Origin of the sequence: Parabacteroides sp. CH2-D42-20 (assembly GCF_003670185.1) — a bacterium.
Taxonomy (GTDB): domain Bacteria; phylum Bacteroidota; class Bacteroidia; order Bacteroidales; family Tannerellaceae; genus Parabacteroides; species Parabacteroides distasonis.
On the sequence record NZ_RAYG01000011.1, the window covers coordinates 132325 to 146294 of the forward strand.

The 13970-nt window shown below is 47.9% G+C and carries 7 protein-coding genes; all 7 read right to left on the bottom strand.

The features are described from left to right. Window positions 1-127 precede the first annotated feature (127 nt). The 7 genes from D7V92_RS08615 to D7V92_RS08645 all read right to left on the bottom strand — a co-directional run bounded on the left by D7V92_RS08615 (window position 128) and on the right by D7V92_RS08645 (window position 13963). A complete protein-coding gene (locus D7V92_RS08615) occupies window positions 128-1921 on the bottom strand; it encodes a family 43 glycosylhydrolase (RefSeq protein ID WP_057329573.1) in 1794 nt (597 codons plus the stop codon). Between the two features lie 18 nt (window positions 1922-1939). Beyond that, a complete protein-coding gene (gene bglX / locus D7V92_RS08620; RefSeq protein ID WP_121772694.1) occupies window positions 1940-4216 on the bottom strand; it encodes a beta-glucosidase BglX in 2277 nt (758 codons plus the stop codon). 14 nt (window positions 4217-4230) lie between these two features. Continuing rightward, on the bottom strand, window positions 4231-6486 hold the full coding sequence (gene bglX / locus D7V92_RS08625; protein ID WP_005863643.1) for a beta-glucosidase BglX: 2256 nt from the start codon (window positions 6484-6486) through the stop codon (window positions 4231-4233). Window positions 6487-6498: 12 nt separating this feature from the next. Next, a complete protein-coding gene (locus tag D7V92_RS08630) occupies window positions 6499-7893 on the bottom strand; it encodes a glucoamylase family protein (protein ID WP_036614468.1) in 1395 nt (464 codons plus the stop codon). Between the two features lie 9 nt (window positions 7894-7902). After that, the gene (locus D7V92_RS08635; protein ID WP_121772712.1) at window positions 7903-10059 is read right to left on the bottom strand and encodes a family 43 glycosylhydrolase; all 2157 of its coding nucleotides are present in this window, start codon (window positions 10057-10059) and stop codon (window positions 7903-7905) included. Between the two features lie 140 nt (window positions 10060-10199). Beyond that, window positions 10200-12365, bottom strand: coding sequence for a glucoamylase family protein (locus D7V92_RS08640; RefSeq protein WP_121772695.1), 2166 nt, complete (start codon window positions 12363-12365; stop codon window positions 10200-10202). A 113-nt stretch (window positions 12366-12478) separates the two neighbouring features. Beyond that, entirely contained in the window at window positions 12479-13963 is a 1485-nt protein-coding gene (locus D7V92_RS08645) for a RagB/SusD family nutrient uptake outer membrane protein (RefSeq protein WP_087346156.1), read from the bottom strand. Between the last annotated feature and the right edge of the window lie 7 nt (window positions 13964-13970).

The window sequence follows — 13970 nt, forward strand, 5'->3', positions numbered from 1 at the left end:
TATTCTGAAGCGAAAGAATATACTAAAAAATATCTAGTTGTAGAGACGGGGCGTGCCCCGTCTCATCCCAGCAAAATAGTAACTTTAAGATACTATCAGACGGTGGGAGACGGGGCACGCCCCGTCTCTACAACTGGATGATTGGTTTTGTCGCTTCTGAGACACCGTTCTCGTTGAAAGCCTCGATGGTGAAATAATAAGGCTGGTCGGTGGACAGACTCTTTAATAGTAATTCATTCTTTCCGTATAGGAGCCATGAGTTGTATAGTTTATCGGGAGCGATACCCCAACGGATGTTGTAGCCTTGGCTGTTCTTGACAGCGTCCCAGGTAATCATCGCATCACGGCGATCCGCTTGGCGAACGACCTTGAAGTTCTTCACCGTCGCAGGCTTCTTGCCCTCACCGATACCGAACACACGCAAGTCCGAGATCGCCAGATGAGGCGTCGGGACCTCTATATTCTTATAACGGACATAACGGACACGAGCCGGATTATCCACTTGTACGTAATCGTTCGGGACATCCTTATAATTATTCCGGCGATCCACCAACGTTACCCAATCCTGCCCGTCCAAAGAGCCTTCCACCGCATAACGGTGGCGTAAACCGGGAATACGTCCATACATATTCGATTGATGATCGTGATAATTCACTTGCACGGCATACACCATAGCGGGAGCCTCCAGATCGATCTCTACCCATTCGGTATCTCCATTCGTGCGAGCCATCCAGAATGTCTTACATTCCTCATCCGTCAAGTTGGCCGGAAGGAAATTGGCGGAAGTCTTGGGACGGTTCGATTCCGTGAATCCTTGCGCGGCGGGAGCGGAACCCTCCGCATACGAGGAAGCTTTCACCGGCTTTTTATAAGAAAGCAACATCCACCCCGTAAACTCTCCTTTCTTTCCCGGCTCGGCGGGAGCGTAATGCGGATAATCACCGAAGTTATTATCACAATACATAATGCCCTCCTTATCGAAGAAAGTAGGATACATGCAGAGGCGACGCTCCCAATTCACCGTAGCCGAGAGAGACATAGATGCGAAATGCCAATAATTACCTCCCGGCCCCACCAAGGTACTTCCGTGTCCGGCACCATTCATGAAACCACCGGGCTTATAGCTTACCGGGTTATGCGATTGGTATTTATACGGACCTAATGGGGAGTCCGCCACATAAACACCATCGGCATATACGTTGAATTCCGTGCCGGGGGCGGCATACTGCATATAATATTTACCGTCGTGCTTGGTCAGCCAAGCACCTTCCATATAGCCCCCCAATACCGTATCGGTATGGTTCTCGCCAAAACGTTCCCAGCCGTGCTTCGGCATATCCAAGCCGAAAAGCTCGACCGTCTCGCCCTCGATCAAGAAACGGTCATCCTTATTCAGTTTCTTGCCCCGAAGCGGATAAACATTGGAAGAGCCCCAAAATAAATAAGCTTGTCCGTCATCATCGATGAATAAATCCGGGTCTTGTAGGTCGTGGAGTATAGCAGGAGTAGCGTTCCAATTACCGGATTTCGGATCATCGGTATAAAGAACGCTCATGGAGCCGGACGGATCACCCATCACATAAAGCACGGAATCCTTATAATTATGAGCGGCGGGAGCGTTGGAACCCTGAGGATACCAGTTTTTACCGGGAGTGATAAAATCCCAGTTCAACAAATCTTTCGAATGCCAGTAGCCATGCGAACGGGTTACGAACATATAATACTCGCCCCGGAATTCTACGACAGCGGGGTCCGCACCCGAACGGTAAGACAGATTGTTCGATGAGTTATAAATCATATACGTATAATCCACATTAAGCGGATTACAATACGTATTCGCCCGCATGGATTGAGCGGTGGCGGAACCTCCGGAAGCAGCCAAGAACAGAGCCGAAAAGATATATTTTGATAATAGTTTCATGTTGATATGTATTAATTTTTACCGCAGAGAGAAAGAAGACTGATTCGTCTCGTCGGCAGAATTCAAGCCTATCCAAACCGTGAAATCACCCGGCTCGGCTTTCTTCTGCATATCGATACCATAGAAAGCCAGCAAAGCTTCGTCAATCGTGAAAGAGACTTGTTTCTTCTCGCCCGCTTTCAAAGCCACCTTCTCGAAACCTTTTAGCTCTTTAACCGGACGGGTCACGCTACCCGCCAAGTCGCGGATATACATCTGGACGACCGTCTCGCCATCCACCTTACCCGTATTCTCTACCTCAGCCGTTACCGTGATCTTGCCCCCTTTCGTGAAAGAGTTCTGATCCAGCTTCATAGAGTTCACGGCGAAAGTCGTATAGCTCAAGCCATAACCGAACGGGTACAACGGTGTGTTAGGCACATCCATATATCTGGATTTATAATCCGTATCCGGAGCTTCCGGAGGAACCGGGCGGCCTGTCGGTTTCTGGTTGTAATACAGAGGCAATTGACCTACCGTACGAGGGAAAGACATCGTCAGGCGAGCGGACGGATTATAATCGCCACTGATCACATCGGCCATACCATGACCTGCCATCGTACCCAGATACCAAGCCTCCAAGATACCGTCGACATGCTGATCCTCCCAAGAAAGATCCAAAGGACGTCCGTTCACCAAGATCAAACCAAGAGGTTTACCCGTCTTTTTCAATTCTTTCAACAAGGCTTGTTGAGCGCCCGGCAATTTCAAGTCCGTACGGCAAGCCGCCTCACCACTCCAGTTGAAATCCTCGCCCATAGCCGCCAATACGATATCCGCACGGCGAGCCGTAGCGATCGCCTCAGCGAATTTAGATGAATCATCAGTCAAGAGATCACATCCCTCGGCATAAATGAACTTCACGTTCGTACCGGCATATTTCTCGGTCAGACCCTCGAACAAAGAGATACTCTCCTCACGCTCACCCCGGCCGGCCCACTCGCCATTCTGGTTGATCTTATCTTTTACCATCGGGCCGATCAAGGCTACCGTAATATGCTTATCCTTCGAGATCGGAAAGAAGTTATTATCATTCTTCAAAAGGACGATCGAGCGAGCGGAAGTCTCACGAGCCTCTTGCAAGAACTCCGGCTTCATGATCGTATTCTTCTCACGCTCATTGTCCAAGTAACGATACGGATCATCGAACAAGCCCAAGAGGAACTTCATCTCCAAGATGCTCGCCACGGCACGGTTGATATTCTCTTCCGAGACTTTACCCTCTTTCACGGATTGTACAAGATATTGGCTGTAGATGCCACCCGTCATATCCATATCGATACCGGCGTTCGCAGCCAGTTCCCCAGCCTCCTTGTCATTTCGCACGATACTATGGGCTACCATCTCATTGATACCGGTATAATCGGTAACCACGAAACCATTGAAGCCCCAGTCCTTACGTAACAAATCGGTCATCAACCATTTATTACCCGTGCTGGGCACTCCGTTGATCTCATTGAAGGAGGCCATGAACGTAGCGACTCCCGCTTCCTTAGCCGCTAAATAAGGCGGCATATAATAATTCATCAATGTATTTTGCGACAACTCGGACGTATTATAATCACGTCCGGCCTCAGCGGCCCCATAAGCGGCAAAGTGCTTGCAACAAGCCAAGACCGTATTCACGTCGGCCAACGAACGCCAATCGTTTCCTCCTTGGAAACCCTCAACACGGGCCTTCGCGATCAAGCTTCCCAAATACGGGTCCTCACCGGCACCTTCCATTACACGTCCCCAACGGGCATCCCGGGAGATATCCACCATCGGAGCGAACGTCCAAGCGATACCGGAAGCGCTCGCCTCATCCGCCGCGATCGCCGCGCTTTTACGCATCCGCTCCAAATCCCAAGAGCAGGATTCCGCCAACGGCATCGGGAAAATCGTACGATAGCCGTGCACGACATCATAACCAAACAATACGGGTATCTTCAAACGGCTCTCGGACAGAGCCATCTCTTGCATTTTACGTACGCCATCTACCGTATATACATTAAACAAGCTTCCTACAAGACCTTGTTTCAGCAAAGTCTCATAATCCCCCGTCATAACCGGGCCGGTCACATCCCAGTTACAGGAGTATTGGGCCATCTGCCCCACCTTTTCCTCCAAGGTCATTAAAGAGAGCACAGAATCTACACGGCGTTCAATATTTTTGTCGCCGCTGAAGCTTTTCCAACCGCTTACAGCGGGCTGCTGGCATCCCCCCAAGGTAGCGGCAACGGCCGCACCAGCGATAAAAGTCGTTAACCTTTTCATTATTCGTATCTGTATTATTTGTTCCAAGTTACCTGCGCCGATTTCACGTCCCGGGAGTTCGTACCTACGTAAATATTGAATAAGCCCGGTTCCCAGATGTATTCCAATGCGCTGTTATAAAATTTCAAGTCTTCCGGCGTAATCGTAAAAGAGACTTTTCGGCTCTCACCCGGTTTCAAGGAGATCTTCTGGAAGTTCTTCAACTCTTTCATCGGACGGGAGATGCTGGCAGCCGGATCGCCGATATATAACTGTACGACTTCCTCGCCCTCTAGCTTGCCCGTATTCGTCACCTGTACGCTGGCGGTCAATACACCGTTCTCTCCTTGCACACTCGTCTTATCCAGCTGAAGATCACCGTAAGAGAAAGTCGTATAACTCAAGCCATAGCCAAACGGATACAATGGATCGTTCGTGATATCCAGATATTTAGAAGTGAAATGATCATCCGGATTCATTGGGCGGCCTGTTTTCTTAGCATTGTAATACAAAGGAATCTGGCCTACGCTACGAGGGAATGTAGTCGTCAATTTACCGGAAGGATTCACGTCGCCGAACAATACGTCCACCAATCCGCGAGCTGCGGCGGAACCTCCATGCCAAGCCTCAACGATCGCGGAGAATTGGCTATCCTCCCACTCCAAGGTCAACGGACGGCCGTTCGCCAAGACCAACACCACCGGTTTACCGGTCTCCAACAAAGCTCTCAACAGCTCTTTCTGGCTCTCCGGCAAACTAATATCCGCACGGCTGCAAGCCTCTCCGGACCAGTTATTCGGCTCACCCATCACGGCGATGATACGATCCGCATCTTTCACTTGCTCAACCGCTTCCTTCACCAAACGGGTATTCTCCACCGGATCAACCTTCAAGCCACTGGCTTTCGCCAACATCGGCTCGTTCGTCAAATTACATCCCTTGGCGAAGATCACACGGGCCTTATTGCCAACCATTTCCTTCACGGCCTGCACTACGGAAGCTGACTTCGCCGTATCGATACCACACCATGTCCCGAACAACTCAACCTTCTTATCCGCCAACGGGCCTACCACGGCGATCGTCCCTGTCTTTCGCAAAGGCAACAAACCCTTGTCATTCTTCAACAAGACAATGGATTTGCCGGCGATATGGCGAGCCGTATTCATATGCTCATCCGTGAACGTATTCTTTTTCGCACGATCCGCGTCCAAGTAGCGATAAGGGTCCTCGAACAAGCCTAATTTATATTTCGCCTCCAATACACGGCGGCAAGCCTGATCGATATCCGCTTGAGACACACGGCCCTCTTCCAACGACTTCTTCAAGGTCGTGATATAACCATTTGTCATCATATCCATATCCAAGCCGGCATGCAAAGCCAAGGCCGATACGGTCTGCGTATCACCCAAACCATGATTAGTCATCTCGCCGATCGAATTATAATCGGAAACGACAAACCCATTGAATCCCCATTGATCACGAAGCAAATCGGTCAATAACCAACGGTTACCCGTAGCCGGAATCGCCTCCACCAAATTAAAGGAAGACATAACCGTGGCACAACCAGCCTCTACAGCCGCTTTATAAGGCGGGAAATACTCATTAAACATCTTGATACGGCTCATATCCACCGTATTATAATCACGACCGGCCTCGGAAGCGCCATACAAGGCAAAGTGCTTCAAGCAAGACAAGATCGTGTTCTCTTTCGTCAAGTCATCTCCTTGATAACCTCTCACCATGGCGGCGGCGATCTTTCCACCCCACCAAGGGTCCTCTCCACTACCCTCGGCGATACGTCCCCAACGAGCGTCACGGGCGATATCCACCATCGGGGAATAAGTCCATGTCACGCCGTTTGAACTGGCCTCGATAGCGGCGATACGGGCACTTTGCTCGATCAACGTCGTATCCCAGCTACAAGACAAAGCCAATGGGATCGGGAAGATCGTATGATATCCATGAATCACATCCAGTCCGAACAAAAGCGGAATTCCTAAGCGAGATTCCTTAACCGCTATCTCCTGCAATTTACGGAACGTCTCCAGCTCCGAGCCTCCCGTAGCACCCAGCCAGCCCCGACGAATCGTCTCGTCCGCACCTTCCGAGCCACTCAAGATGCCGGGAACACCACCACCGGACAAGTTCAGCTGTCCGATCTTCTCATCCAAAGTCATTTTACCCATCAACTGATCGATAAACGTATCCATCGCTCTCGTATCTTGAACGGGCTTTTGTCCGTATGCCGCAAGTGCCAAACAAGCGGCGAATGATAATATAATCTTTCTCATGTTATTTAAATATTAAGATTCTCTCGCATTATGGATCGTGAAACCCAAGTTCTTCAAACCGTCCTGAATTTCCGGACAGCTCATAAACAAACGCCACAGAAGGCCCGTACGGTAATTCTCGATCATCGGTGCGATCGTACATTGGTCTATCGCCAGATAACGACGCGGATACCAATTCTCGCCTTCACTGAAAGCGTCGTAAAAACCATACTTACCCCAGATGCTATCTCCCAGATTGAAATAGAAATGCTTCAATGCCTTCGAGGATTCCTCCGGTGTATACGGATAACTGCTCAAAGCCGCTGTCGGCGTAATCACCCCATGATCGTTGGAAGGCATATGCGCGTTATAGCCTTTCACGGAATAGCTGGCGGTCAATCCCCAGCAAGCGTCGCTATATCCTTTGAAGCCCTTCGGATTCTCCGCGCAATAACGGTAATCGATCAATACGTGATTCCGGTTCAAGTCCCAGTAGTTAGCGTATCGATCCGATAAGCCGACCGGACATAGGCCGATATAAGAATAATGTGCCCAGAACAACGGACCGCCGTACTCCTCGGCATAATTATGTTTCAAGATCAAAGGTAAATCGTAAGCGACTGCATCGCTCTTGATCCCTCCTTTACGAGCCCATCCGTTATGATAAGCGGAAGCCGGGATCGGATACGTAGGCGAAGACGCCGCCAAAATATAAGTAATCAGACATTCATTGTAACCTTCCAAAGGAAAATTCATCTCCCATGCGTAATTCGGGCTCCAATGCCAATACAATACATCCTGCCCGTTCAAATACCATGTCCATTCCATCTCACGCCATAGCTGGTCAATCTTCGCTGCCAACGCTTTCTCGCTCGCATTACCGTCCTTGAAATATTGGCGTACGCATAAGAGACCTTGCATTAAGAAAGCGCTCTCTACCAAATCGCCTCCGTTATCCTTCTGGCCGAAAGGCTTTACCTTACCCGTAGGTCCATGCATCCAGTGAGGCCAGACCCCGTGGAAACGATCGGCCTTCGCCAAGTAATCAGCGATTTGATGAAAACGGGCCACACCTTCCTCACGGGTGATAAAGCCACGCTCAATACCTACCAACAGCCCGGCGATGCCAAAACCACTACCTCCGGTGGTCACGATATCAGCATCGTTCTCAGGATACACGCCATCCGTATGGATACGCTCACAGGCCAGTCCGGAGGTAGGCTCCGCACCTTCCCACATATAATTAAAGTGAGCCTTTTGTATATAGGTCAAGAATTCATCATCCGACTGAAAATCCAACTTACGCTCATTGGGCGTAGACTCTGCGGATGTGTCACTTTTCTTGGCCTCATGACAAGCGGTCAACGAAAAGCCAAGCAACAGGGTAACAACGCCTGTACGGAAATAGGTATTCATAGATATATACATTTAAAATAGTTATCGTCTCAATACTTTACTCATCGGTGAACGGCCGCTCTCTCCCAATGCCTCGATCGAGAAATAATAGTCCGTATCCTTATCCAAGCCCCTGAAATCGTACATCGTATCTCCCAGTACCGTGATACTGTTGTACAATTTATCCGGCGCTATACCATAATAGATATTGTAAGCGTACGCCTCTTTTACCGGCTCCCAAGTGATCATCGCATTCCGCTTATCCGCTTTTGAGCGTTCCACCTTTAAGTTCTTAACGGCGGCGGGAGCTTCTCCCAAACCATTTCCAAAAATACGAAATCCAGACATAGCGAAGTTGCCCGAAGGCACATGTTCGTTCACTATTTTCAAATAACGGGTTTTCAAAGGCTCACGCAACTCGATATAGTCGTGCGGAACGTCCTTGTCGTTATCGCTCTTATCGACTACCAATTCCCAATTTTGTCCATCTATAGAATGATAAATACGATATTGATGATACAAGTCCATCGCCTTATTATGCTGTACGGCTCTATGCTCGTAATAGTTCAACTGGATCGCACGTACCTCTTTCAATCCCTCTAAAGAGATCTGGAGCCATTCACCCGGCTCTCCCGAGCGGGCGGACCAGAAAGTACGCATGCTCTCATCCGTTACATTCTCCGGGACTAACGTACTATCCATGGAAGAGGCCATCACCGGTTTTCCATACGATAGCAACATCCAGCCGGGAAACGTATTCGCGATATCATCTACCTTCCCTTTCGGCGTAAGCAAAGGATAGTCCCCGAAAGCGGTGTTCGAATACATCACGCCATCCTTATCAAATGCCGTAGGGTACAAACCGATACGACGCTCAAACTTATATTTCAAAGAAAGCATGCAAGTAGCCACATGCCAGTAATTGCCATACGCATCCTCGAAAGTACCACCATGACCGGCACCTTGTACGAAACCTCCCGGCTTATAGCTCATCGGGTTATGTTTCTGGTAGGTGAACGGGCCCATCGGCTTGTCGGATACATAGACACCATCCGCATAGACCTTGAACTCCGTTCCCGGCGCACCGTATTGGAAATAATATTTACCGTTATGCTTGGTCACGAAAGCTCCTTCCGTAAAAGGCGCTAAAGTCGTACTATCGTCATTGTTCATCCCGAAACGTTCCCATCCGTGTTCTTCCGGGCGCAGCATCATGATCTCTTGGATCTTGCTGATCGGGTGGAAATCACGGCGATCCAATTCCACTCCCTTCAAAGCAAACTCATTACTTGAACCATAGTACATATACAAACGTCCGTCATCATCCAGCAAAAATGCCGGGTCCCAGCTAGGAAGAGCCGTTTTCTCCACATACCGCTTGAACTTTCCGCTTTTCGGGTTCGTACTATACCAAATAGGCAATCCCGCATAGGTAGAACCGGTATAGAACAAGGTATCTCCACTTACGAAAGCCGCCGGAGCGCACAAGTCGTCATCTTCCGGATAACGTTGGAAACCGGCGAATACGAACTCCCAATTACTCAAGTCCTTGGAATAATAGAATCCGGCTTGGTTCGTGGCGAAAAGGAAATATTCCCCTTTATACATGACCATCATCGGATCGGCCGTAGAGCGGAAAGAGCCATTCTTCACCAAATCCGGCAGATTCGCCCGGAAGCAGTAGCTCAAATTCATCGGGTTGCAATAGGTAGAGGGATGATCGGCCGTAGCGTCGAACCAGCGGGTGGCTTGCTGAGGAGCTTTTACCCGTACATCACGAGGATCGGCCTCCATCCGGATATCTATTTTCGTATCGTTATCGCCAAAGGTGCGATAAGCGTACTTCATCCCCGGATAATACACGAATAACTCATGATCGTAGCGGCTTGCTTGTATCTTATAATAGCCTGTCGCATCGGTGGTATAATGAACCGGGCTGGCCGTGAACATCACCGTAGCGCCTTCCAAGGGCTTGCCGTCCGGTCCGGTAATCGTACCTTCCAGAAAATGTTTTTGGGATACGGTAATATAGTAATCACTTACCTGCCCCTTGATCACGATCACGGAATCTCCCCGCTCGTTTACTTGAGCGTTTACGGTAGAGACCGCGAAGAAAGAGGCAAGGAGTGATACGAGCATACACTTATTGTAGGCTTTTAAGGAAGCGCTAGAAACTCCTACGTCTTTCCGAAAAAACATGTACGTGTTTTCCGAAAAAGACGTACATGTTTCCGAGAAAACACGTACATGTTTTTTCCAAGAAGCGATAGCCCTATTTATTCTATTACATGCCAGCATATTATGTTCAAGATAAGTTATTGTTGTTTTTTGTCGCATTATTATTTTATGGATTGAATCTTTTGGATACCTTTCTGGACATCCGGATGGCTCATGAAAAGGTTCCACAACAGATTCGTACGGTAATTCTCGATCATAACCGTTACAGGCGCTTGATTCAATCCCATAAATAAGGGAGATACCCAATTTACAGTCAAGTTGAAAGCATCCCGGAAACCGTACTCACCCCATAAGAAGCTGCCGTAGTTACGATAATAATTCCGCAAGGCTTTCATGGAAGCGTCCGGCGTGTAAGGGAAAGAAGCCAGAGCGCCCGTAGGTGCCATCGTTCCGTTATCCCGGTGCGGCATCGGCTCCTGAGCTTGATAGTTCCAAGCGAAATCGCTAGCGGTCAATCCCCAACAATCTTCTCCATAACCTACATACCCCCCTTGGTTCTCGATACAATACCGTTGATTGATCTTTGCCATTTTCTGGTTGTTCTCGAAATAATTCGTGTACTTATCCGTGAACTTATGTGGATCTAACCCTAGATAGGAGTAATGGATAAAGAAAAGAGGCCCTCCATTAGAGACGCCCACTTTTAGGTTCTCCCCATAATAGGTATTACCATTCGTATACATCTTACCATCTTCTACACACCCCCAACCGGCACGGTATTCCTGCGCATACTCCTCTTGGCTGGCCCAACCGCTATAATACATCTCCGGAGAGATTCCGTATTTCGGCCCCATGATAGCCAACATATAGGTAATCATGGTCTCATTCCAGCCGATCAATTTATGATTGATCACCCACGCCTGATCTGGAGACCAGTGCCAATATAGATATGGGCTGTCCTTAAATTGCTTATACCAGCTCCATTCCACGTTTTTCCATAGATTATCGATGCTCTTACGGATTTGTTTCTCCTTGTCATTCTCTTGGTTGAAATATTGACGAGCCGTTAACAGCCCTTGGAATAAGAAAGAGGTCTCCACCAAATCACCTCCATTATCTTTCGGGCCGAAGAAAGCGACCGTCTTCCCGGTTGTCCCATCAATAAAGTGAGAGACCGCCCCATGGAATTTATCCGCTTTCTCCAAGAAAGAAGTGATTTTCAAGAAACGCTGTACGCCCTCTTCCCGGGTGATAAATCCCCGTTCGATACCCGCCACGATCGCCATGATACCGAAGCCGGAAGCCCCGGTAGCGATCATATCATTCCGTCCGGGAATATTCTCACGGGCAAGACCGCTGTTCGGCTCTGCTCCCTCCCAATAATAACGGAAGTTCGCTTCCTGTACCATATCCAGCAATTGCTCGTCCGTCATTGGATAGGTAGTGGCCGAGACTGTCTGGGAATCATTGGATTCATTCAGCGCATAATCCACGGCCGTCACCTTATAATAAGCCTTTTTACCAACCTCTCCCAAGAAATCGGTATAACGATTCATCCAAGGGCGGCGGATAGCGACCGGTTGGTAAGTAACCCCGTCGAAAGAACGGTAAATGCGATAGTATTTTATATCCTCCTTCGATTGAGGAATCCATTTGATATCGATATGACGCTCATACGCCTTGGCTTCCTGCAAGACCGGAGCGTTTAAGGCACTTACCGACGGGAGGGAAGCCGGCAAAAGCTCTATATCGTCCAGATAAATCGTATATTCGTTTCCATCGGCCGTACCGGGACGAAGGGCTACGGCCGCTAATTTCTTGATGTTCGTATCGTTCACGGCGTTTAATCCGAAATCCTTCAAAGGAATGGATACGGAATGCCATACGCCGGGACGTGTATCTTTCAGATAATTTCTCAGGTTTAGGTATTGAGTATACGTGCTGTCCGCATAACGAATAGCGATATTGGGAAGAGCGGCAGCATTCATGCTCTCTCTCAGTTGTACTTGTAAAGAGAGCGTAGAGGGCTCACGAAAGAAGTCATTGCCACGGACCGGGCAATATTGTATCTCGCTATACCAATCTCCACCGGGAGCGGATACATAGGTAAGCTCCAAGGAATTGCCGGGAGTAAAAGCGACAGAGCCGGCAACTGGAAGATGATGTCTCGCATTTTTAATCCAAGAAGGTGAGGTATATTTCGCTTGAGAATAAAAGTAATCCCCTTTCATCAAGCTATTCTCGAAGAAAACATAGTCGTAAGGTTTCTCCACCGCTTGCAAGCTGGCGGATAATAAGAGAGTAGTTAGTAATGCGATGTGTTTCATGATGCTGATATTTATATAAATAAAGATATGATTTGAGATAAAATAGGCGGTGCCAAACGGGTTGACACCGCCTTGCCAAACTACAAAGGTCTAGTAAATATATGAGAATCTTATTATTCTGCTGTCGTTCCAGCCTCAAGTTCCAAGTTCGGATTCAAGTCGATCTGATCTTGAGGTATCGGATAATATTCGCTCTCTCCTTTCACGAAGCCCGGAAGTTCTTGAGTAGCTTTGTCTGTACGAACCAAATCGAAGAAACGTTCGCCCCATTCCAAAGCCAATTCAACTTGACGTTCTTCCAAGATTTGATCTAAGGTCGCATTTTTGATCGGAGCCAAGCCTGCACGTTCACGAACCAAGTTCAAAGGAGCATCTCCATTTTGTCCCTTACGAACCTTAGCCTCCGCATTCATTAACAATACGTCAGCATAGCGGAATACACGAATATTATTATTATCGCCATATCCAGTACGTCCCGGGGTCATTTGGTTTGCAGGCGTATAGGCCTTACCATTATAAGCAGTCGGTTCACCCGGTTGAGCCGCAGGAATATAATCACCGTCACGAGTAGTGGCATCCGTCATTAAGAAGGTTGTCTCCGCACGAACCGTTTCACCACGTTTAGAGAATAGATTACGAATTTTCTCCGTCGGCTCAATAAATGCCCATCCCGAAATAGGAGCCTCTCCACGAGGGCCTTGGAAAGCAAACCAGTTATCAGAGGAAACGATATCACCACTTCCGTTTCCAAAGTCAGTAAATTGATACTCTAACAAAGACTCATTACATAATTTTCCCGGAATTTTGAATAATTCATAGAAATCATTATAGAGCTCAAACTTACCACTATTAACGATATCATCAGTCAAGGTAAGTACATCATCCCACTCATTATTGTACATTTTCAATTTAGCTTTCAACAATTCAGCGGTATATTTCGTAACCGCTCCCGGATGTTCTGACTCATTCGGACGAATTGCCGGCAAATTAGCGATGCAATAATCTAATTCATCATAGATATACTTTTCTACGTCTTCCTTCTTGCTCTTATAAACATTCAGTTCTTGATTGTCTAACAAAAGAGGTACATCGCCAAATAAATTTACCAACTGGAAATAAGCGTATGCCCGGAAAAAGCGGACTTCAGCGGCATATTTAGCGTTCAATTGTTTATCCGACTCACTCGTCAGATGTTTAGCGTAATTCTCTAAAGACTCCAATGCCGAATTAGAAGTAGAGACAACATAATAGCAATTTCCCCAAAGGCCACTCAATGCCCAGAAGGTAGTCAAGCGATCATACTGGAACTTACTCGCATACTCATATTCGATCTGGTCCGTAGGAGATCCTCCTTTATTCACATCGTCACCACGCACAATGATACATCCGTACGAAGACCAAGACCCCAGATAACTACGAGAGGTCGCATATATACCGGAAACCGGCATATACATGTTTGCTGTATTAGAATAGTCCACGGTCTCTGCTTCCACAGAATTCTCGGGGAGTTTATCCAAGAAATCACTACAGCTGGAAGTCACTAAAGAAAAGGCCAAAGGAATAGCCCATAAAAGCTGTTTTTTAAATATATTTTTCATATACTAT

What these genes read in the sequence shown, in the direction of transcription:
- D7V92_RS08630 (WP_036614468.1), bottom strand. Translation starts at nt 7,893, where the DNA reads ATGTATATATCTATGAATACCTATTTCCGTACAGGCGTTGTTACCCTG.
- D7V92_RS08615 (WP_057329573.1), bottom strand. Translation starts at nt 1,921, where the DNA reads ATGAAACTATTATCAAAATATATCTTTTCGGCTCTGTTCTTGGCTGCT.
- D7V92_RS08635 (WP_121772712.1), bottom strand. Translation starts at nt 10,059, where the DNA reads ATGTTTTTTCGGAAAGACGTAGGAGTTTCTAGCGCTTCCTTAAAAGCC.
- D7V92_RS08645 (WP_087346156.1), bottom strand. Translation starts at nt 13,963, where the DNA reads ATGAAAAATATATTTAAAAAACAGCTTTTATGGGCTATTCCTTTGGCC.
- bglX (WP_121772694.1), bottom strand. Translation starts at nt 4,216, where the DNA reads ATGAAAAGGTTAACGACTTTTATCGCTGGTGCGGCCGTTGCCGCTACC.
- bglX (WP_005863643.1), bottom strand. Translation starts at nt 6,486, where the DNA reads ATGAGAAAGATTATATTATCATTCGCCGCTTGTTTGGCACTTGCGGCA.
- D7V92_RS08640 (WP_121772695.1), bottom strand. Translation starts at nt 12,365, where the DNA reads ATGAAACACATCGCATTACTAACTACTCTCTTATTATCCGCCAGCTTG.